The sequence below is a fragment of the Ruminococcus sp. NK3A76 genome, from assembly GCF_000686125.1.
GTDB lineage: Bacteria > Bacillota > Clostridia > Oscillospirales > Ruminococcaceae > NK3A76.
The window spans coordinates 2,011,634-2,033,529 of the sequence record NZ_JMMA01000002.1 but is presented as its reverse complement, the minus strand read 5'-3'; the positions used below and the strand labels follow the sequence as shown (position 1 = coordinate 2,033,529).

Here is a 21,896-nt window from a genome sequence, read left to right as displayed (position 1 = left end):
TTATAAATTCTTTGTTAACCCCCTTTATTTTTCAGATAAAGTGTGGTATAATTATTCTAAGTATTGTGATATGGCGTGCAAAGGTATCGGCCGCTGGTCGTGTGGTGTTGCCATACAGCAGTTTTGCTGACGAGAAAATGATAATAACGAGGTTGGTTTATTATGGATAAGGTTTATAGTCTCGGTATAGACGTAGGCTCAACTACCGTCAAGACCTGTATTCTTGACGGGGAGGAGATAATCTACACAAAATACGAAAGGCATTTTTCGAAGGTCGGGGAAACGGTGCAGGCTCAGCTTGCAGCGATAAAGGAAGCATACCCCGGCAGCGAGTTTCGGATAGCTATAACAGGCTCGGCGGGTCTCGGCATAGCCACCTCTGCCGGCATAACCTTCGTGCAGGAGGTGTTTGCGGCGTTCACAGCTGTAAACAAGAGCTACCCTGACACAGATGTCGTAGTAGAGCTCGGCGGTGAGGACGCAAAGATAATATTCCTCACAGGCGGAGTAGAACAGCGAATGAACGGCTCCTGCGCTGGCGGCACAGGTGCATTCATAGACCAGATGGCAGGTCTTCTCGGCGTTACACCCGATATGATGAACGACCTTGCATTAAAGCATGAGAAGATATACCCAATAGCATCACGCTGCGGTGTTTTCGCAAAATCAGATATCCAGCCGCTTTTAAATCAGGGCGCAAAGAAGGAGGATATCTCGGCTTCTATCTTCCAGGCGGTCGTTGACCAGACGGTTTCGGGTCTTGCGCAGGGCAGAAAGATAGAGGGCAACGTGCTTTTCTTAGGCGGCCCGCTTTCCTTCCTCTCGGCACTCAGGCAGGCTTTCATCGACACGCTCGACTTAGGCGACAGGGCAACTCTGCCGGAGCTTGCATCATGCTTTATGGCTTACGGCTCGGCGCTGCACGCTAAAAAGATGAGCGAGCCCATGAGTTTGGAAGACGCTATGGATAAGCTCGCAAACGCAAAGGCTCAGGACACTATCGCTACCACAGAGCCGCTTTTTGCAACAAAGCAGGAATACAATGACTTTATAGACCGACACAGAAAATCAGACCTTAAATACGCAGATATAAAGACCTATGAGGGCGACGCATACTTAGGCGTTGACGCAGGCTCGACCACTACCAAGCTCGTGCTGATAACCCCCGACGGCGGGCTTCTTTACCAGCACTACTGCTCTAACAAGGGTCAGCCGCTCGATGTTATTAAGGAAAAGCTCTCGGAGATATACTCTCTTGCAAACCCCAACCTTAAGATAAAGGCAAGCGCTGTAACAGGCTACGGCGAGGAGCTTATAAAGGCTGGCCTCGGCATCGATTTCGGTATCGTTGAGACTGTTGCGCACTACAAGGCTGCGGCATTCTTCTGCCCCGATGTTGACTTTATCATCGACATTGGCGGTCAGGATATCAAGTGCTTCAAGATAAAGCAGAAGGCTATCGACAGCATAATGCTCAATGAAGCCTGCTCATCAGGCTGCGGCTCGTTCATACAGACATTCGCAGGAGCTATGGGCTACACGATAGCTGACTTTGCAAGGCTCGGCCTTTTCGCAAAGGCGCCTGTTGAGCTCGGCTCACGCTGCACGGTGTTCATGAATTCGTCTGTCAAGCAGGCGCAGAAGGACGGCGCACCTGTTGAAGACATCTCGGCAGGCCTTTCAAGCTCGATAATCAAGAACGCTATATATAAGGTAATAAGAGCCAAGAGCATAGACGAGCTCGGCGAGAACATCGTCGTGCAGGGCGGCACGTTCTTAAACGACGCAGTTCTGCGCAGCTTTGAAAAGGAGCTCGGTAGGAATGTTATAAGACCGGCAATAGCAGGCCTTATGGGTGCTTTCGGCTGTGCGCTCTTTGCTATGGAGAGAACCAAGAACGACGAGGACTTCCGCACAAGACTGATAACTCAGGAAAGGCTCGAAGACTTCTCATACAAGGCAACGGCTGTTCAGTGCGGCGGTTGTACTGCACACTGCTCGCTGACAGTTATAAGATTTAATGACGGACACAGATTTACCTCCGGCAACAGGTGTGAAAAGGGTGCAGGCATAAAGCTCACCGACCGCACCGAGAATATGATAGAATACAAATACCACAAGCTGTTAGAGCTTGAAAACAAAAAGCCTGCAAGCCCGAGGGCAAGGGTGGGCATACCTTTAGCACTCAGCTATTATGACCTGATGCCTTTCTGGCACAGCCTGCTTTACGACCTGGGCTTTGAGATGGTGCTCTCTGAGGAGTCAACAAGGGCTACATACTACAAGGGTCAGCAGACTATCCCCTCGGATACTGTGTGCTACCCTGCAAAGATAGCTCACGGCCATATCGAGAGCCTGCTTGAAAAGGGCGTAGACTTTATATTCTACCCCTGCATGAGCTACAATATCGACGAGGGCGGCTCTGACAACCACTACAACTGCCCGGTCGTTGCATACTACCCCGAGCTTTTAAAGGCTAACAACGAGAAGCTGAATGACGACAACTTCATGATGCCTTACCTTGACCTAAACAACAAAAAGCACGTTGCAAAGGTGCTCGGCAGGTGCTTTGCAAAATACGGCATCAAGCCCAAGGACGTTTACGACTGCCTTAACAAGGCATATTCCGAGCAGATACGCTTCAAGAAGTCAAACGAGAGCAAGGCGCTTGAAATAATCGCACAGGCTCGTGAAAAGGGTGAGAAGATAATCGTGCTCGCAGGAAGACCTTATCATATCGACCCCGAGATAAACCACGGCATACACAAGCTGATTGCATCTTTAGGCTTTGCAGTAGTCACTGAGGACAGCGTCGCAGGCCTTGTGAGCGTTCCGGCAGTAGATGTACTCAACCAGTGGACATACCATTCACGCCTTTACAGAGCTGCCGAGTATGTCTGCGAAAATGAGGATATGCAGCTCGTTCAGCTCGTGTCCTTCGGCTGCGGCATAGATGCTGTGACTACAGACGAGGTAAGAGCTATCCTCGAACAGAGAGGCAAGCTCTACACCCAGCTCAAGATAGACGAGATAACGAACCTTGGCGCTGCCAAGATAAGGCTTCGCTCGCTTGCTGCTGCTCTTGACGAAAAGGACGCACAGAAAGCTGCCGAAACAGTAAGGCAGGCAGTAGTCTGCTGATAAGGAGATGAAAGAAATGCCAAACAACGTAAGTGAATCGGGCAGAGTAAAAAGGACGATATTCACTGAGGATATGAAAAAGGATTATACTATCTTAGTGCCTGATATGCTGCCTATGCACTTCAAGCTGATAATCAAGATATACGAGAAATACGGCTATCATATGGAGCTGCTTGAAAATGACTCGCAAAACGTTATAAACCAGGGGCTCCAGAATACCCACAACGATGCGTGCTACCCGGCACTGTTGGTTATCGGGCAGTTTATGGACGCTCTCGACAGCGGCAAATACGATGTCAACAAGACAGCGCTCATCATGTCGCAGACAGGCGGCGGCTGCCGTGCTTCAAACTACATTCACCTAATAAGAAAAGCTGTAGCGAGCAAGTATCCGCAGGTGCCTGTTATATCGCTCAATTTCAGCGGCTTGGAGAAGAACCCGGCGTTCCCGATGACACCTGCTATCGCACTGAGACTTATCCATGCAGTGCTTTACGGTGATATGCTCATGCTGCTCTATAACCAGTGCAAGCCCTACGAGATAAACAAGGGCATGACAGATGAGCTCGTTGCACGCTGGCAGCACAGGCTCGTCAAGCTCATGGACACCAATGACTACCTGATGCCCAAGCCTATATATAAAGCAATGCTCAACGATTTTGCAGCAATCCCGAGACGCAGGGAGAAAAAGCCGGTGGTCGGCATCGTTGGCGAGATATATGTAAAGTATTCTCCTCTTGCAAATAACCACCTCAACGAGTTCCTGCTCTCTGAGGGGTGCGAGCCGAATGTTCCGGGGCTTCTTGACTTCGTGCTCTACTGCGCTTCCGACTCTGTCAACGATGCGCAGCTGTACGATAAAAAGGACAAATCATCGTGGCTCTACAAGATAGGCTACAACGTGCTCTATAGGTATCAGAAGCAGCAGATAAAGGTGATAAAGGAGCACGGCGTGTTCAAGCCGCCGCATGATTTCGAGCACCTGAGAAAGTGTGCTGACAAGTATATCCACCAGGGCGTTAAAATGGGCGAGGGCTGGCTGATAACAGCCGAAATGGCAGCACTTGCCGAGACAGGCGCTAAAAACATCATCTGCACACAGCCCTTCGGCTGCCTGCCGAACCATATAGTTGCAAAGGGAATGTCCCGTGTCATCAAGCAGGCATATCCTGATGCAAATATCGTAGCTATCGACTACGACCCGGGCGCTACCCGTGTCAATCAGGAGAACCGCATAAAGCTGATGCTTGCAAATGCAGTGATAGAATAAAATGATATGCCCGTATACCGTAGTATACGGGCTTTTTGTATCACAGACCGAAGCTGATAGTCAGAGCCGAGTTTATCTCGTTCATGGCGGTGCTGTCGAGCTTGCCCATGCGCTCACGCAGGCGGCGCTTGTCAAGGGTGCGTATCTGTTCGAGCAGTACCACGCTGTCTCTTGAAAGGCCGCAGCCCTTGCCGCCTATCTCGATGTGAGTGGGCAGCCTTGCCTTGTCGTGCTTTGAGGTTATCGCTGCTGCTATAACGGTGGGCGAGTGCTTGTTGCCTACGTCGTTCTGAACTATAAGTACCGGCCTTAAGCCGCCCTGCTCCGAGCCGACAACAGGGCTCAGGTCGGCGTAATATATCTCTCCTCTTTGAACTGTAGATGTCATAGAAAAAACCTCCGTTTCTTTCAGCCTGATAATAGTATTGCCCGGCACGGGCTGTTTAAACGGGGAGCAGTATATATTATGCACCCACCTCACAGAATGTGACCGTTTGACTATCTGTGTGAGATATGGTATACTGTTTGTGGATATAATAAACAGTGGAGGACTATTTATGAAGCATTCAGTCATCGCAGTGCTTGCCCATGTCGATTCAGGCAAGACCACGCTGTCAGAGGCTATACTTTACAAAACAGGCACGATACGAAAACTCGGCCGTGTTGACCACAAGGACGCATTTTTGGATAACGACCCTATCGAGCGTGACAGAGGGATAACCATATTCTCAAAGCAGGCGGTATTCTCGTGGGAGGATACGAGCTTTACGCTGCTTGATACGCCCGGCCACGTTGACTTTTCGGGCGAGACAGAGAGAACGCTCTCTGTTATAGATGCGGCAGTGCTTGTGGTGAGCGCCGTTGACGGAGTTCAGAGTCACACACGCACGCTCTGGCGGCTGTTAAAAAGATACAGCGTGCCGACGATAGTCTTTATAAACAAAACTGATATGCCGGGTGCTGACAAGGAATTCGCTCTGCGCTCATGTCAGGCAAAGCTCTCGCAGGGGTGCGTTGACATGACACGCCCGAGGGAGGAGCTTTTAGAAGCACTTTCCGTCACAAGCGAGCAGCTCATGGAGGAGTATCTTGAGACAGGCGAAATGACTGATGAAGCTATTAAAAAAGCAGTCGCCGACAGAGAGGTGATACCCTGCTACTGCGGCTCTGCATTAAAGCTAACAGGCATAGAAAAGCTGCTCGACGGGCTGTCGGGGCTCGTCACTCTTCCAAAGGACAGCGGCAGCTTCGGGGCGAAGGTGTTCAAGATATCCGACGACGGCTCCGGCGCAAGGCTTACACATATGCGTATAACAGGAGGCACGCTATCTGTGCGTGACACAGTCACCTACACCGACAAGGAAGGCAATGAGCTTTGCGAGAAGATAAGCCGCATTAGGATATACAATGGCGAGAAATACACAAACACCGAGACTGCCGTGTCAGGCCAGGTGTGTGCTGTGATAGGGCTCTCGGCGTGCAGCGTAGGCCAGGCGCTGGGAGAAGCTGATGACGGCTTTGCACCGATGCTCGAACCTGTGCTGACATATGCAGTCATTCCGCCAAAGGGGGTGGACGACCATGTGATGCTTCACACATTAAAAGCTCTCGAGGACGAGGACCCTTCGCTCAATGCAGGCTATGACGAGCAGACAAGGCAGCTTTTTGTTTCGCTCATGGGCGAGGTGCAGCTGGAGGTGTTAAAACGCCGTATCAGCGAGCGCTTCGGCATTGATGCGCAGTTTGGCGAGGGGCGCATAGCCTACCGTGAGACGATAAAAGCCCCTGTAAAGGGTGCAGGGCATTTTGAGCCGCTCAGACACTATGCAGAGGTGCATCTGCGATTAGAGCCGCTGCCGAGGGGGAGCGGACTGGTGTTTGACAGCGAGTGCAGCACAGACCAGCTCGCAAGAAACTGGCAGCGCCTTATTCTCACTCATCTAAAAGAGCGTATACACAAGGGCGTGCTCACACGCTCGCCTATAACCGATATGAAGATCACTCTCACAGCCGGGCGTGCGCACTTAAAGCACACCGAGGGCGGCGATTTCAGGCAGGCGACCTACCGTGCGGTAAGGCAGGGGCTGAGATATGCCGAGAGCGTGCTGTTAGAGCCTTACTACACATTCAGGCTTGAGATACCATCGTCGGATGTTGGCCGTGCGCTGACTGACATAGACAATTTCGGCGGAGTATGCGACCCGCCCGAGACTGTAGGCGACGAGGCTGTGATACAGGGTCGTGCGCCTGTTGCGGCACTGAGGTTTTACCACACCGAGGTGGCGGCGTACACCAAGGGTCTCGGCAGGCTTTTTACCAACGCTGACGGCTACGACATCTGCAAAAACCCTGATGAAGTGACAGAGCGCATAGGCTATGACCCTGACAGCGACACCGTAAACACGGCGGATTCTGTCTTCTGCTCACACGGGGCAGGCCACAGCGTTCCGTGGGACGAAGCCAACGACTATATGCACATAAAGGACGAGCCCGAAAAGAGCCTTGACGAGCAGGCCTATGAAACGCAGACAAAGGCGCAGTCGTTTGTCAGGCGAGCAGCGGCTGATGAGGAGCTGATGCAGATATTTGAGCGCACCTACGGCAAGATAGACCGCAAAAACGAGCAGAAGATGCGCACCCCAAAGGAGCCGCCCAGGTCTGACAACAAAAAGCCACGCCCTCTGCCAAAAGGGCCGCTGTATATTCTTGTTGACGGCTACAACATCATCTATTCGTGGGAGAGGTTAAAGAAGCTGTGCGACAAGAGCCTTGATCTTGCCCGATCGGAGCTTATAAACATAATGGCAAATTACCGTGGCTTTATGCAGTGCGAGCTGATAGTGGTGTTTGATGCCTACCGTGTCAAGGGCGACCACCGTGAGGTCGAGCAGCACAGCGGCATATCTGTCGTATACACAAAGGAGGCCGAGACTGCCGACACCTACATCGAGCGCACGGCACACAAGCTCTCGAAGGAGCACCGTGTGCGTGTTGCGACGTCGGACAGGTTAGAGCAGGTGATAATCTTAGGCAGCGGTGCCATGAGAGTCTCGGCGCACGAGTTTGAGCTTGAAGTCGAGGCAGCGGAGAAGGCCGTCCGTGAGATAATCGACGACCTCAGATGATATTGCAAGAATAAAAGGACTACTGAATATCAGCAGTCCTTTTTTATGTACTTATAATATCATGTGATGTCAATGTGCGTGCCGCCCACACCTGTGATGCCGACGTCTATGAAAGCATAGCTCGGGGGCAGGTCATCAGCAGGCTGTGAAGCGCTGCCGGGGTTGAGCACGAACAGGCCGCCCTCATAGCCGAAATACCTCTCGTGGGTATGGCCGAAAAGGGCAACGTTTGCCTTATTGGCTCTTGCATTGGCTTCGAGCTGTTCGAGCGAATCCTTAACGCCGAGAAGATGCCCGTGAGCCATATATATCTTGGCGCCGAAAAGATTTATCACCTGCTCCTCGGGAGCATCGCCCTTGTCGCAGTTGCCGAGCACGCAGTAGAAGTTCTTGTCGGGATATTTGAGCTTGACTATCTCGACTTCCTTAAGCCCGTCACCGAGAAAAAGGAAATTGTTGCTGAAGGGGTTGTCTGCGATTATCTTATCAATAACGGCCATATTGCCGTGAGTGTCTGAAAAAACTATTATCCTCATAACGGCCTCCTGTAGTGGAAAGGATTTTCATTTAAAGGCATATTGCTTACTAATTATTGTAACACATTTCATAAAAATAAACAACATCTGAACTGAAAATTTACAAGATGTTAAAATTTATTCTTTTAGCAAATGGCATTTTCTCCACGCATAGGCAAATTTTGCAAAATTCATAATTTGTACTTGATTGTTTGTTTTAATAGTGGTATAATATATAATAAGTATAAGTATGACTGCTTGTATATTTTTGCAGAAAGGGTGTGAGTTCATGGCTAAATATGCTATCTATAAGTCGGATACGGGCTATTATGCCTATGAATATCACGATACCCTTGAATCGCTCAAAAATACACAGTTTAACGGCATAGTCACAGAAGACAAGCTGCCTGTGGTCTTGGACGGTAACGGCGGCTATTATTCTTTCAGGAAAGATGACTATATGTTTGACCGCCTCGTTGAGTGCGAGGGCAGCCCGCTCAAGCTCGAGCAGATGTATTTTAAAAATCAGGATACCTTCAAGCTCGGCTGGATGTCGCCGGAGGGTGACACATATTCGTGCGATTATACCTCGCACACCAAAGCAGCACAGGTGCTTGTTGATACCTTTTTCCCGGGGGCGAAGCTCCCTGAGAGGACGCTTGGCAAGGCAGGCTGGCTCAAAATAATCGACTCGTGGGACGGTGTGCAGCGTGAGCATGGGCAGTATGTTTACTCGCTCACAGGAAAGCTCACCAAAAAACAGGCTGACAAGCTCTATGATCTTGGGCTTTACAACAACCCTGAGGTCAAGGAACTTATAAACGACTGCGAGGATATCTGGTAGCAGTCATAGACAGGAGAAAAACATGGCAAAAAGAGTGGCTGTGATAGCCATAATAATCGAAAATGAGGAAAGCGTATCGCAGGTGAACGCCATTCTGCACGAATATTCCGAGGGGATAATCGGGCGTATGGGCATACCGTACAGGCAGAAGGGGATAAACATCATCTCGATAGCTATCGACGCTGAGCAAAACGATATAAACACTATAGCCGGAAAGATCGGAAAGCTTGACGGCGTTACTGCGAAGACCGTTTACTCGCCGTCGTAAAATCAAATATCATTGCTTATCTGACACCGAAAACCGTATTTGAGGTGAAAGTGAGAAAACACATGGAGCTTATTATAGCCGTTTCTTGCTTTTTCAGGTAAGAAGCGGCTTTTTTAGCATATTCAATAAGGAGGTATCACTATGGCATCACTTAATTCCACACCCTCGTCCGAGAGGGTGCATATAGGATTTTTCGGAAGAAGGAACGCAGGCAAGTCAAGCCTTGTCAACAGGGTGACAAATCAGGAGCTCGCTGTTGTTTCCGACACGCCTGGCACAACTACCGACCCTGTGACTAAGTCTATGGAGCTGCTTCCCCTCGGGCCCGTGGTGATAATCGACACTCCCGGCTTTGACGATGAGGGCGAGCTGGGTCTTATGCGTGTAAGGCGCACAGCACAGGTGTTAAACCGCACTGATATAGCCGTGCTCGTGACTGATATCACAAAGCCGCTCGGCGAGTGTGAGAAAGAGCTCGTCTCGCTGTTTGAGCAGAAGAAGATACCATACATTCTTGTCGGCAACAAGTGCGACCTTGCAGACAAAGCCCCCGACGGTGAGCGCTTTGCTGTAAGTGCGGCGCAGGGTAAGAATATTCACGAGCTGAGAGAAAGAATAGCATCTCTTGTAAGCACCTCTGACCAGACACACCGCATAGTCGGTGACATTGTAAAGGAAAACGAGTTTGCGGTGCTCGTTGTGCCGATAGACAAGGCAGCCCCCAAGGGCAGGCTTATCCTTCCGCAGCAGATGGTGATACGTGACCTGCTTGAATCAGGTTCTGTACCTGTCGTCTGCCGTGAGACAGAGCTTGAAGCCACCCTCGCAGGCATCGGCACAAAGCCCTCTGTCGTGATAACCGACAGCCAGGCGTTCGGCTTTGTGAGCAAGACTGTTCCGCAGGATATCAGGCTCACATCGTTTTCTATTCTCATGGCAAAATACAAGGGCTTCTTAGAAACATCGGTAAAGGGCGCCAAGGCTATCCATGAACTTAAGGACGGCGACAAGGTGCTCATTTCAGAGGGCTGCACTCATCACAGGCAGTGCGGCGATATAGGCTCTGTAAAGTTGCCGGCGCTGCTTAAAAAGACCACCGGCAAGGATATCGAGATAGTTCTCACCTCTGGCAGGGAGTTCCCTGAGGAATTATCGGAGTATGCGCTGTGTATACACTGCGGCGGCTGTATGCTCACCGAGCGTGAGATGCTCTACCGTATGAGAACAGCTATAGACCAGGGGCTGCCGTTTACAAATTACGGCGTTGCTATTAGCCTGATGAACGGGATACTCGCCCGCAGCCTTAGCGTGTTCCCTGAAATACAGAAAATGATAACTGACTAAAAGTGGTGAAAATATGACTGACAAACTCAAAGCCCTTATTGACAGGCTCGAAGCAGAGCATACCCTTAAAAAGGAAGAATGGGTCGCTCTGTTTGACGGGTACGATGACGAGACAAGAGAATATGCAGCGAAAAAAGCCCGTGAGACAGCGCAGTCTGTCTTCGGGAACAAGATATACATAAGAGGCATCGTTGAATTCTCGAACGTGTGCAAAAACGACTGCCTTTACTGCGGCATACGCTGCTCAAACAGCAACGCCGTGCGCTACCGCCTGACAGAGGAGGAGATACTTTCCTGCTGCGACGAGGGGTATAAATACGGCTTCCGTACCTTCGTACTGCAAAGCGGCGAGGATCACAAGGAATATCCTGCTTCACGCATGGCTGAAATAGTCAGGATGATAAAGAAAGCCCACCCCGACTGTGCAGTCACCCTCTCTCTCGGCGAGATGGAGTATGAGGATTACAAACTCATGAAGGAAGCAGGCGCAGACAGATATCTGCTGCGGCACGAGACAGCTTCAAAGGAGCTCTATGAAAAGCTGCACCCGCAGAGCATGAGCTTTGAGCACCGTATGCAGTGTCTGAAATGGCTCAAAGAGCTTGGCTATCAGACAGGCGCCGGCATGATGATAGGCGCACCTTACCAGACGAGTGAGCACCTTGCAGAGGATATGCTCTTTCTGCGCTCGTTCGAGCCGCACATGATAGGCACAGGGCCTTTTCTGCCGCACAGCGACACACCGTTTAGGGATATGCCCAAGGGCAGCTACGAGCTGACTCTTTTTGTGCTGAGCCTTTGCAGGCTCATGCTGCCTGATGTGCTGCTGCCGGCAACTACTGCGCTCGGAACGATAAGACCCAACGGCAGGGAGCAGGGGGTGCTGTCGGGTGCTAATGTAATAATGCCGAACCTTTCACCTACGGCAGTAAGGAAAAAATATATGCTCTACGACGGAAAGATATGCACGGAGGACAGCTCGGACGAATGCCGCAGCTGCGTGCAGGCAAGAATGAAGTCGATAGGCTATGAGGTCGAGATAACGAGAGGAGATCACAGATAATGATCAAGATCGCAATATACGGAAAAGGCGGAATAGGCAAATCGACTATTTCCTGTAATATATCAGCAGCTCTGGCAAGAGCAGGCAAAAGGGTCATGCAGATAGGCTGCGACCCCAAGGCAGACTCGACATCGCTCCTTCACGGCGGCGAGAGAATGCCTACAGTTCTGGAGCTGACCCGTGAGAAGGGTGTCGGAAAGATAACTCTTGACGACATCGTGCGAGAGGGGGCTTTCGGCGTGAAATGCGTCGAGGCCGGCGGCCCTGTGCCGGGGCTCGGCTGTGCAGGCAGGGGCATCATCAACGCCCTTGAAACGCTCGAAAAGCTCGGCGCATATGAGAAATATCAGCCGGATATCGTGATATACGACGTGCTTGGCGACGTGGTGTGCGGCGGCTTCTCGATGCCTATGAGAAAGGGCTATGCTGACAAGGTGTTCGTTGTCACCTCGGGCGAGAAGATGTCTGTTTATGCTGCTGCAAACATTTGCATGGCGGTAAACAACTTCAAGGGCAGGGGCTATGCAGACCTCGGCGGCATAATACTCAACAAGAGAGGCGTTGACAAGGAAGACGAGGCGGCAGCTCAGCTTGCAGAGGATTTCAAGACTTCCGTGATAGCTTCTATAGACAGGAACACGAATATCCCCTTTGCAGAAAAGCACGGCATGACTGTTTTTGAAGCCTGCTATGACACGATAACACGCTGCCAGCTCGAAGACACGGCAAAGGCAGTGCTCGCTTGCTTCGGGGGTGCTTTATGAGTGATAGAAAAGACCTTGACAGGCCGCATTATATAAAGATATCTGATGCGGATATAGGCGGGATATTCCCGTCATCGCTTGAATACAATCCCCCGGCAAGGGGTATGTGGAACATCGTACACACAGGTATGTTAGTGCCCGGGGCACATGAGATATTCGCCTGCGCACAGGGGTGTCTCAGGGGCGTTATACTCACCGCCGCCGAGATGTTCGAGCTTGACAGGCTCAGCTGGATATCCGTGAGCGAGGAGGATATGTTTGACGGCACACTGGAAAGCGATATAATAGACGGTGTCTGCGAGATAATCGAAAAACTCGGCCACCGCCCTCCTGTAGTGCTTTTGTATCTGAGCTGCATACACCTTTTTGCAGGCGTTGATTTTGATGTGATAATAAACGAGCTCGGTTCAAGGTATAAGGATATATTCTTTGTTGACTGCTACATGACACCCACGATGCGCACCACTGTGTCGCCTGTCATGAAGATGAGCGCACAGGTTTACGGCGCACTTAAGCCCCTGCCGCTAAATGAAAAGAGCGTGGCAATAGTCGGCAACGACCGTGCGACAGACGAAGACTCAGAGCTTGTAAGGATAATAAGACAAAACGGCTTTAAGCTGTATGACATATGCAATTGCAGGAGCTTTGATGAATATCTGCAAATGGCTGAGGCAGCTGTCAACATAAGCTATATCCCGACAGGCGTGCTTGCAGGCGAGGAGCTCTCACAGCGCTTTGGCTCAAAGCATCTTCACCTGACAGTGAGCTATGACTTTGACACGATAGAGGAAAACTACCGCACGCTTTGCGACACCCTCGGTATAGAGCTGCCTGACTTTACCGATGAAAAGGCCGCAGCAGAGAAAGCACTCGAAAACGCAAAAATGATAATAGGCGACACGCCTGTAGCTGTAGACTACACAGCTGTGACAAGGCCGTTTGAGCTTGCTAAGCTGCTGTGTGAGCACGGATTTGATGTAAGATACATCGTTGCAGACTCGGCAGGCGCTGAGGCTGAGGCGTTTGAGTGGTTGAAGGAAAACCGCCCGGAGCTGCTTATATATTCGCCGGTGAATGTGAATATGCTCGAAATGCCCGACGAGGAGCATGAGCATATCCTCGCAGTAGGGCAGAAGGCAGCATATTACTTTGCGACCGACAACTTTGTGAACATGATAGTCGGCGGAGGTTACTACGGCTTCTCAGGTATAAAGAAGATAGCCGACCTCATGGTCGATGCTCACCTGAACAAAAAGGACAGGGCAGAGTATCTCAAACTCAAAGGCATGGGCTGCGCAAGCTGCCTTTGATATGAAAAAGGATTGATGATTTTGAAAAATGTTTCTAAGATAATACCCTGCTATGCGGCAGACACCTCGGGTGTGTGCTCTGCTCTGTACGAGCTTGGCGGACTGACTGTCGTGCATGATGCATCGGGCTGCAACTCGACCTATTCTACCCACGACGAGCCGAGGTGGACAAAGATGAAGAGCAACATCTTCATATCCGCCATGACAGAGCTCGATGCGATAATGGGCAACGACGAAAAGCTCATAGCAGACACCGTTAGCTCAGCGCACGACAAGAATCCTGCGTTCATAGCGCTGTGCGGCTCGCCTATGCCTATGATGACAGGCGTTGACTTTGATGCTTTAGCACTTGAAGTCGAGAGCCGCAGCGGCATAAAGACGATACCCCTGCACACCAACGGTACACGCTCGTACATCGAGGGTGCATCTGAGGCGCTTTGCGAGGTGGTAAGGGCATATGCTGAACCGGGCGAGAGGATAGAGAACGGCGTGAATGTGCTCGGCCTTACACCGCTTGACCTGCCGCTCGGGTCTGATGCTGCGATAAAGAAATGGCTTTTGGAAAATGACTTTGAGCCTGTGTGTACGCTTGCTATGGGTGCGACACTTGATGATGTGAAGAAAATGCCCCGAGCAGCAGTCAGTCTTGTGGTGTCATACTCAGGCTTTGCGGCGGCGCAGTATCTAAAGGACACCTACGGCATACCGATAGTGTGCGGCGTGCCGCTCGGCAGCGAATTCCCGTTTGACCTTGCAGGCGCTATGTTCTGGGCGATAGAGCACAACGAGGATTATTTATACAGCTCGATGCATCAGAGCGGAGGAGACACGGTGATAATAGGCGAGAGCATCTTTGCATCTTCTCTTGCCTGCGCTATCGAATCCGACAGGAGAGGCCATGCGACTGTGATATCCACGCTTCCGACCGACAGCAGGCTTCTTGCCGAGGGCGATGTGATGCTCACTGCCGAGGAGGATATCGAAGCCTTCCTGCGGGATTACAAGCCGGTCTGCGTGATAGCAGACCCGCTGTATAAGTACATCACACCATACAGTGCTAAGTTTGTGAACCTGCCGCATTTTGCATTCTCGGGCAGGTGCTATGAAAAGCATATGACTAACGTTATTGACAGACGATTACAGGAGATACTGAAATGATAAAGCTCGCAATTTACGGAAAAGGCGGTATAGGCAAATCGACCTGCACTGCAAACCTTTCGGCAGCGCTTGCCTCTCTTGGCAAGCGTGTGATACAAATAGGCTGCGACCCTAAGGCAGATTCTACGATAAATCTGCTGCACGGCGACCCGGTGCTCCCGGTCATGGACTATATGCGCAGGTATGACGAGGAGCCTGAGAGGATAGAGCAGATATCAAAGACCGGCTACGGCGGCGTGCTCTGCATAGAAACAGGCGGCCCGACCCCCGGCCTTGGCTGCGCCGGGCGTGGAATAATCACGACATTCAGCCTGCTCGAACAGCTTGAACTTTTTGAGAGATACAAGCCCGATGCCGTGCTCTACGATGTGCTCGGAGACGTGGTCTGCGGCGGCTTTGCTGCCCCTATAAGAGAGGGCTATGCTGAGCAGGTGCTCATAGTTACTTCAGGCGAGAAAATGGCTCTTTATGCTGCCAACAACATCTGGAGCGCCGTTAAGAACTTTGAAGACAGGAGCTACGCCAAGGTGCGTGGTGTTATACTCAACAGGCGAAATGTGCTCGACGAGGAAGAAAAGGTGCGTGCTTTTGCATACAAGGCAGGCATAGAGATAACCGCAGATATCCCACGCTCTGATGACATAACAAGATATGAGGACATGGGTATAACGGCAGTTGAGGGCGACCCTGAGTGCGAGATATCAAAGCGCTTTATCGCCCTTGCAAAGACGCTGATTGATGAGGATGAGAAAAATGACTGAGGCTTTTTACATAACCGCAGAGGAGCTTGCAGCGAGAGGCTATGAACACCTCCCGACAGAGCTTGACTCGGGCAAGCATATGATATATTCTTCCCCGGCGACGCTTGATTTCAACTCTCCCGGTGCAAAGGGCTTCGGCGTAAAGCGTGCAGGGCTCGTTATACCGGGGTCTGTTATGCTGCTAATCGCCCCCGGCTGCTGCGGCAGAAACACTGCACTGCTCAGCGACCTCGGCTATGATGAGAGGTTTTTCTATCTGCTGCTCGATGACACGGATATAGTCACAGGCCGCTATGTGAACAAGATACCTCAGGCCTGCGAGGAGCTGCTTGCAGAGCTTGATTACACGCCCTCTGTGATAATGCTCTGCTGCACCTGCGTTGATGCGCTGCTGGGCACTGACATGGAGCGTGTCTGCCGTGCCTGCTTTGACAGAACAGGCGTAAAGGCAGCTCCGGCGTATATGTATGCGCTCACCCGTGAGAAAAAGCTGCCTCCTATGGGGCTTATAAGAAAGAGCATCTACTCGCTGCTTGAGCCGCAGAAAAGGATATCAAATGAATGTAATATCCTCGGCTTTTTCTCAGCACTTGAGGATAACAACGAGATATACTCACTGCTCGGCTCGGCGGGTATAAAGAAGATACACGAGATAGGCCGCTGTAAGACCTTCGAGGAATATAACGAGCTCTCCCGTGCAAATTTCAGTATCGTGCTCAATTCCGAGGCAAGGGCTGCCGCACAGGATATGGAGCAGAGGCTCGGTATACCGTTTATCGAGCTTACCCGAATGTACCGCCTTGACAAGATACAAAACCAGTACCGCCTGCTCGGCCAGGCGATAGGCGCACAGCTTGATGACAGCGAGTATTATGATAAAACCAAGGCTCTTATCGAGGACTTCAAGCAAAAGCACGGCAGCCTGACCTTTGCAGTGGGCGAGAGCCTTAATGCAGACAGCTTCGAGCTTTCGCTTGCGCTGACCGAATACGGCTTCAAGGTCGCTGAGATATACGGCACGGTGGGCGAAAGGAACTTCGTGTTCGTTAAAAAGCTCGCACAGCTCTCGCCGCAGACGAGGATATATTCAAACCTTTCGCCTACGATGATGAACTACGTTCCGGCACCTGAGATAAATGCAGCGATAGGCGCTGATGCCTGCTACTATCACAGGGATATCGCAGGCGTGGAATTCAACGGCGAAGCTCAGCCGTTCGGCTACCGTGGAGTCCAGATACTCTTTGAGCAGCTTGACAAGGTGCTTGATGAAAAAGGAGGGCAGCGTGCATGAAAAGGCTTTTAAAACACATATCGCCCCTTGCGCCTGATGATTCGGGTGCCTGCTCGGTGCTCTATGAAATGGGCGGCATAACCGTAATATGTGATGCCGGCGGCTGTGCAGGAAATGTCTGCGGCTTTGACGAGCCGAGGTGGTTTGAAAAGCGCTCGGCGCTCTTTTCGGCAGGGCTGCGTGATATGGACGCTATTTTGGGCAGAGACGACCTGCTTGTTAAAAAGCTCGCACTTATCTGCGAGCAGGTCGATGCTAAGTTTACTGCTATCGTCGGCACACCTGTGCCTGCGGTGATAGCCACCGACCTCAAAGCGCTTGAACGCATGAGCGAGAAAAAGACATCGCTCCCATGCATAGCGCTTAAGACAGACGGCACAAGGCTTTATGACTACGGCGAGGAAATGGCTTATTACAGGCTGTTTGAAAAGTTTGCTGCCGATAAGCTGCCTGTTAAAAAAGGCAAGACGGGTGTCATAGGTGCGACCCCTCTAAACACAGGCTACACTGACAGCAAGGCTATAAAAGCCGCACTCTCGGGCAGCTGTGACGCGGTGGTGTGCTTTGGCATGGATTCGGGGCTTGATGAAGTGATAAAGGCAAGCGAGTGCGAGAAGCTGCTCGTTATCGCCCCGTCGGGTATCAAGGCTGCAAAGCTGCTCAATGAGCGCTTTGGCACACCGTTTGAGGTGGGTTATCCCTGCGTGGAGGATATCCCGGATATAAACGGCGGCCGTGTGCTTGTGATTCACCAGCAGTTTTACGCAAATGCTCTGCGCCGGAAGCTGAGAAAACAGGGCTGCGAGGTGACGGCTGCGAGCTTCTTTACGATGCTCGATGAATACAAGGAACCAAGCGATATACACCTTGCCGACGAAGACGATCTGACAGAGCTTATTACCGGCGGCAGTTTTGATACTGTAATTGCTGACGGACGTTTTGAGCGTCTGCTCGGCGGCTTTGAGGGAAGGTTTATCCCCCTGCCGCATTTTGCAGTCAGCGGTAAGCTCTTATAAGGAAAATAAAAATGATAACAGTTAATATACACGTTTACGGCATAGTGCAGGGGGTGGGCTTTCGCCCCTTCACATCAGTCACGGCGGAGCGCTTTGGCATAAAGGGCACTGTCGCCAACAAGGGCTCGTATGTCGATATCTATGCACAGGGTGAAAGAGAGGATATCGAGCTCTTTGAGCAGGAGATAAGATACCGCCCCCCTGAGCGTGCGGTGATACTCGGGCTCGACAGTGTAGAGCTTGACGGATACACCGGCCGCTTTGAGACTTTTGAGATAATCGAGAGCGAGAAGGAATACGGCGATATCTTCATCTCTCCTGACATTGCCACCTGCGATAAATGCCGTGAGGAATTGTTTGACAAAAACAACAGGCGCTATCTGCACCCGTTCATAAACTGCACCCAGTGCGGGCCAAGGCTGACGATACTTGATTCGATGCCGTATGACAGGGTGCGCACGAGCATGAAGAAATTCCCGATGTGTCCTGAGTGCGAGAACGAATACACATCGCCCACCTCACGCCGCTATGATGCACAGCCTGTCTGCTGCAACGACTGCGGCCCGGAGGTCTACATCATCGGCGAGGACACCAAGGGGCTCGATGCGATAACAAAGGTGCGCCGTGCGATAATGCAGGGCGGTATCGCTGCGATAAAGGGCATAGGCGGTTTTCACCTTTGCTGCGATGCAAAGAACCGTGATGCAGTGATGCGGCTGCGTGAGCTTAAACGCAGACCTATGAAGCCCTTTGCCGTGATGATGAAGGATATCGACACCGCAAGGCGTGAATGTATCATACAGCAGGGGCAGGAGGAATACCTCACAGGCTGGCAGAAGCCTATCATGCTCCTTGAAAAAAGAGAAAAACAGACGATAACTGATATGATAGCCCCTGACAACCTCACAGTGGGTGTCATGCTGCCGTATGCGCCTGTGCAGATGCTGCTTTTTGAACTGCCTGACGGGGTGGAAATGACAGACTGTCTTGTAATGACCAGCGGCAATGCAAGGGGCGCACCTATCTGCTGCACCGACGAAGATGCAGTAAAGGAGATAGGCGGCTTCTGCGATATGATACTGTCGCACAACAGGGATATACTTATCCGTGCAGACGACAGCGTGACCGACTGGCTTTACGGCAGGCCGTATATGATAAGGCGCTCAAGGGGCTTTGCACCGCTGCCGTTCATGCTAAAAGGCACAGAAGGCAGGCAGGCGGCTGCTATCGGCGGCGAGCTCAAAAACAGCTTCTGCATAGCAAGGGGCGGTATGCTTTATCTCTCGCCGTATATAGGTGATATGGCAGATGTCAGGACTGTGAAGGCTCTTGAAGGGTCGCTCGGGCGTATGACAGAGATGCTCGAAGCAAATCCGCAGACCGTTGTGTGCGACAAGCACCCGATGTACAACACTGTGACATTCGCAGAGGAATATGCCGGCAAAAACGATCTGCCGCTTGTAAAGATACAGCATCATTATGCACACATTCTCTCCTGCATGGCAGAGAACAACTACAGCGACAAGGTAATAGGCCTTTCACTCGACGGCACAGGCTACGGTGATGACAAAACGATATGGGGCGGCGAGCTGCTCGTCTGCGACTTTCACGGATTTGAAAGAGCCGGCAGCATAACGCCGTTTATTCAGACGGGCGGCGACCTCTCGGCAAAAGAGGGCTGGCGAATAGCCGCAGCACTTGTGCGTGACAGCTTTGAAAACGGCAGCGATGTGTGCAGCCGGCTCGGCATCTGCACCCCTCAGGAATACAATATGCTCGCTATGATGTCATCAAAGGGGCTCAACAGTGTTAAAAGCACCAGCTGCGGCAGATTGTTTGATGCGGTGTCGGCGATACTCGGCATAAGGCGTTCATCGACCTATGAGGGCGATGCATCGACAGCGCTGATGTATCACGCACAGCTTTTTGAAAGAAAGAATAACGGCGGCTTCACACCGGGCTATGACGGCAGGCTCGTTTGCAATGAGGGCGGATACATCACCCTTGAAACGACCTCGCTTGCAGAATACATCTGCTCGCAGAGAATAGCCGGCGAGGATACTGACAGGCTCGCTTATGAGTTCCATTTTGTTCTTGCAAAGATGCTCATAGAGGCTTGCGATATACTCAGGGAGCAGACAGGCATAAACACGGCAGCATTAAGCGGCGGCGTGTTCCAGAACAGGCTGCTCACGGTGCTGACAAATGAAGGACTTAAAGGTAAAGGCTTTGAAGTGCTGCTTCACAGTCTTGTGCCCCCGAATGACGGAGGTATTGCTCTTGGGCAGGCTGCATTCGGTGTGATGGATCGAAACAAAATAACTGTACAAAAAAATATACATTTAATCTAATGTGAAAGGAAGATATATATGTGCGTAGGTTTATCAGCTAAGGTAGTAAGCATAAAGGACGACACCGCTCTTATCGAGGCAGGCGGTGCTCAGAGAAAGATAAGCGCAGGTGTGCTCGACGATCTCGAGCCCGGCGATTATGTAATGGTACACGCAGGTGTTGCGATAGCCAAGATAACAGAGACAGACGAAGAAGAAGCCGTGGACGTGCTGGGGGATATCTTATGAACGAACAGATGATGAAAGCCCGTGACATAATAACAGGCTACAAGGGCAGACCGCTCCGTATAATGGAGGTCTGCGGAACTCACACACATGAGATATTCAGGCTCGGTATAAGAAAGCTCGTGCCGGAGAATGTCGATATCATATCAGGCCCCGGCTGCCCTGTCTGCGTGACGGCGGTGGGATTTATAGACGAGGCGATATGGCTCGCACTTGAAAAGGGCTGTATGATATGCACCTTCGGCGACCTGATAAAGGTGCCGGGAACGAAGATGTCTCTTGCAGGCGCAAGGGCGCAGGGAGCAGATGTACGCCCGGTGTATTCTCCGCTCGATGCGGTTGAGCTTGCAAAGACTAACCCCGACAAGCAGGTGGTCTTTCTGGCGGTAGGCTTTGAGACTACCACGCCTTCTGCCTGCCTTGCAGCAAAGACTGCAAAGGAGCAGGGGCTTGACAATTTTTCGCTCCTGACTGCCAACAAGACGATGCCCAATGCATACAACGCCCTTGTCGGAAGTGCTGATGCATTCATCTACCCCGGCCATGTTAACGCTATTACAGGCAACTCTGCCTGCATAAAGCTCTGCGAGGAAAAGGGCGTGTCAGGCGTTGTTGCAGGCTTTACGGCAAGCGAGCTTATGACGGCTCTTGCAGTGGCTATAAAGCTGCTGGAGAAGGGCGAGCCTTTCTTTAAAAACTGCTATCCCCGTGTCGTAAAGGACGAGGGCAACCCTGCCGCCATACGCCTTATGGAGGAGGTCATGGAGCCCTGCGACAGCGAGTGGCGTGGCCTGGGCGTAATACCTATGTCGGGCATGAAGCTGAAAAGCGAGTATGCTGACTTTGACGCAAGGATAAAGCATTCGATGCCCGAGATAAAGGGCAAGCCAAACCCTGCCTGCCGCTGCGGCGATGTGCTCCAGGGCAAGTGCAAGCCGAGTGACTGCAAGGTGTTCGGCAAGGTATGTACACCTCTCCACCCGGTAGGTGCGTGCATGGTGTCCGACGAGGGTGCCTGCTCGGCTTATTATCAGTATTCGGGGCTGGTGTGATTTATGAGCATCAGAGCAGTGGTTTTGATATAGGGCAGACGCTCGTGTATTATCCTGCACCGCTCAACTGGTCGGCGCTTTACAGGACTGCCTTTGAGAGTGTTGCTAAAAAGAACGGTCTTGAAATGATATCACAAAAGCTGGGCATAAGCCCGGGCAGGATATAACGCTTGCAAGCCTGAATGAGCTGCCCGGGATAATAGATGAATTAAGGCAACACCGCACGAAGATTGTGCGCAAATTGCGCAGTCAGTTTTTTCGTCAGATTGCACAGATTTTTCGAAGGAATACTACCGTATTTCAAGGAAAAATGTGTAATATGACGGAAAAGATGCAAGTAAGTTGCGTACAAAGCCTTCAGGCGGTCTTTGTGCGGTGTTGCCTTAAACAAATCGGAG

19 protein-coding genes are annotated in these 21,896 nt (G+C 51.3%); 17 read left to right on the top strand and 2 right to left on the bottom strand.

All coding sequences use genetic code 11. The features are described 5' to 3' along the window. Nucleotides 1-162: 162 nt before the first annotated feature. The gene (locus CD05_RS18125; protein WP_051588919.1) at nucleotides 163-3,141 is read left to right on the top strand and encodes an acyl-CoA dehydratase activase-related protein; all 2,979 of its coding nucleotides are present in this window, start codon (nucleotides 163-165) and stop codon (nucleotides 3,139-3,141) included. 7 nt (nucleotides 3,142-3,148) lie between these two features. Then, on the top strand, nucleotides 3,149-4,411 hold the full coding sequence (locus tag CD05_RS21335) for a 2-hydroxyacyl-CoA dehydratase (RefSeq protein ID WP_051588918.1): 1,263 nt from the start codon (nucleotides 3,149-3,151) through the stop codon (nucleotides 4,409-4,411). Between the two features lie 40 nt (nucleotides 4,412-4,451). Here CD05_RS21335 and CD05_RS0109485 read toward each other — a convergent pair whose 3' ends face one another. Beyond that, nucleotides 4,452-4,799 (bottom strand): type II toxin-antitoxin system PemK/MazF family toxin, encoded by a 348-nt coding sequence (locus CD05_RS0109485; RefSeq protein WP_028510305.1) that lies wholly within the window; start codon nucleotides 4,797-4,799, stop codon nucleotides 4,452-4,454. A 169-nt stretch (nucleotides 4,800-4,968) separates the two neighbouring features. Here CD05_RS0109485 and CD05_RS0109480 point away from each other — a divergent pair, with 169 nt between their 5' ends. Beyond that, the gene (locus CD05_RS0109480; RefSeq protein ID WP_028510304.1) at nucleotides 4,969-7,536 is read left to right on the top strand and encodes a TetM/TetW/TetO/TetS family tetracycline resistance ribosomal protection protein; all 2,568 of its coding nucleotides are present in this window, start codon (nucleotides 4,969-4,971) and stop codon (nucleotides 7,534-7,536) included. A gap of 59 nt (nucleotides 7,537-7,595) precedes the next feature. Here CD05_RS0109480 and CD05_RS0109475 read toward each other — a convergent pair whose 3' ends face one another. Beyond that, nucleotides 7,596-8,072 (bottom strand): metallophosphoesterase, encoded by a 477-nt coding sequence (locus CD05_RS0109475; RefSeq protein ID WP_028510303.1) that lies wholly within the window; start codon nucleotides 8,070-8,072, stop codon nucleotides 7,596-7,598. Between the two features lie 268 nt (nucleotides 8,073-8,340). Here CD05_RS0109475 and CD05_RS0109470 point away from each other — a divergent pair, with 268 nt between their 5' ends. From CD05_RS0109470 to CD05_RS20615, 14 genes are all read left to right on the top strand, one after another. Further along, nucleotides 8,341-8,895 carry a hypothetical protein gene (locus CD05_RS0109470; protein ID WP_028510302.1) on the top strand — a complete coding sequence of 185 codons (555 nt, stop codon included), beginning with the start codon at nucleotides 8,341-8,343 and terminating at the stop codon, nucleotides 8,893-8,895. 22 nt (nucleotides 8,896-8,917) lie between these two features. Beyond that, nucleotides 8,918-9,163 (top strand): TM1266 family iron-only hydrogenase system putative regulator, encoded by a 246-nt coding sequence (locus CD05_RS0109465; RefSeq protein WP_028510301.1) that lies wholly within the window; start codon nucleotides 8,918-8,920, stop codon nucleotides 9,161-9,163. Between the two features lie 141 nt (nucleotides 9,164-9,304). Then, nucleotides 9,305-10,507, top strand: a complete 1,203-nt coding sequence (gene hydF, locus CD05_RS0109460) for a [FeFe] hydrogenase H-cluster maturation GTPase HydF (RefSeq protein WP_037322926.1) — start codon at nucleotides 9,305-9,307, stop codon at nucleotides 10,505-10,507. 13 nt (nucleotides 10,508-10,520) lie between these two features. Beyond that, a complete protein-coding gene (hydE, locus tag CD05_RS0109455) occupies nucleotides 10,521-11,570 on the top strand; it encodes a [FeFe] hydrogenase H-cluster radical SAM maturase HydE (RefSeq protein ID WP_028510299.1) in 1,050 nt (349 codons plus the stop codon). Beyond that, entirely contained in the window at nucleotides 11,570-12,334 is a 765-nt protein-coding gene (locus tag CD05_RS0109450; protein ID WP_028510298.1) for a nitrogenase iron protein NifH, read from the top strand. Before hydE ends, CD05_RS0109450 begins: the two co-directional genes overlap by 1 nt. Next, nucleotides 12,331-13,644, top strand: a complete 1,314-nt coding sequence (locus tag CD05_RS0109445) for a nitrogenase component 1 (protein ID WP_028510297.1) — start codon at nucleotides 12,331-12,333, stop codon at nucleotides 13,642-13,644. The genes CD05_RS0109450 and CD05_RS0109445 overlap by 4 nt, the downstream gene beginning before the upstream one ends. Before the next feature lie 21 nt (nucleotides 13,645-13,665). Then, a complete protein-coding gene (locus CD05_RS0109440; protein ID WP_028510296.1) occupies nucleotides 13,666-14,802 on the top strand; it encodes a nitrogenase component 1 in 1,137 nt (378 codons plus the stop codon). Next, entirely contained in the window at nucleotides 14,799-15,563 is a 765-nt protein-coding gene (locus CD05_RS0109435) for a nitrogenase iron protein NifH (RefSeq protein ID WP_028510295.1), read from the top strand. The genes CD05_RS0109440 and CD05_RS0109435 overlap by 4 nt, the downstream gene beginning before the upstream one ends. Beyond that, the gene (locus CD05_RS0109430) at nucleotides 15,556-16,854 is read left to right on the top strand and encodes a nitrogenase component 1 (protein ID WP_198021589.1); all 1,299 of its coding nucleotides are present in this window, start codon (nucleotides 15,556-15,558) and stop codon (nucleotides 16,852-16,854) included. Before CD05_RS0109435 ends, CD05_RS0109430 begins: the two co-directional genes overlap by 8 nt. Beyond that, on the top strand, nucleotides 16,851-17,870 hold the full coding sequence (locus tag CD05_RS0109425) for a nitrogenase component 1 (RefSeq protein WP_028510293.1): 1,020 nt from the start codon (nucleotides 16,851-16,853) through the stop codon (nucleotides 17,868-17,870). Before CD05_RS0109430 ends, CD05_RS0109425 begins: the two co-directional genes overlap by 4 nt. Before the next feature lie 11 nt (nucleotides 17,871-17,881). After that, nucleotides 17,882-20,221 (top strand): carbamoyltransferase HypF, encoded by a 2,340-nt coding sequence (gene hypF / locus CD05_RS0109420; RefSeq protein ID WP_156947407.1) that lies wholly within the window; start codon nucleotides 17,882-17,884, stop codon nucleotides 20,219-20,221. Between the two features lie 18 nt (nucleotides 20,222-20,239). Beyond that, on the top strand, nucleotides 20,240-20,449 hold the full coding sequence (locus CD05_RS0109415; protein WP_028510291.1) for a HypC/HybG/HupF family hydrogenase formation chaperone: 210 nt from the start codon (nucleotides 20,240-20,242) through the stop codon (nucleotides 20,447-20,449). Beyond that, the gene (hypD, locus tag CD05_RS0109410; RefSeq protein ID WP_028510290.1) at nucleotides 20,446-21,498 is read left to right on the top strand and encodes a hydrogenase formation protein HypD; all 1,053 of its coding nucleotides are present in this window, start codon (nucleotides 20,446-20,448) and stop codon (nucleotides 21,496-21,498) included. Before CD05_RS0109415 ends, hypD begins: the two co-directional genes overlap by 4 nt. Next, nucleotides 21,495-21,665, top strand: coding sequence for a hypothetical protein (locus CD05_RS20615; RefSeq protein ID WP_156947405.1), 171 nt, complete (start codon nucleotides 21,495-21,497; stop codon nucleotides 21,663-21,665). Before hypD ends, CD05_RS20615 begins: the two co-directional genes overlap by 4 nt. The last annotated feature ends 231 nt before the right edge of the window (nucleotides 21,666-21,896 follow it).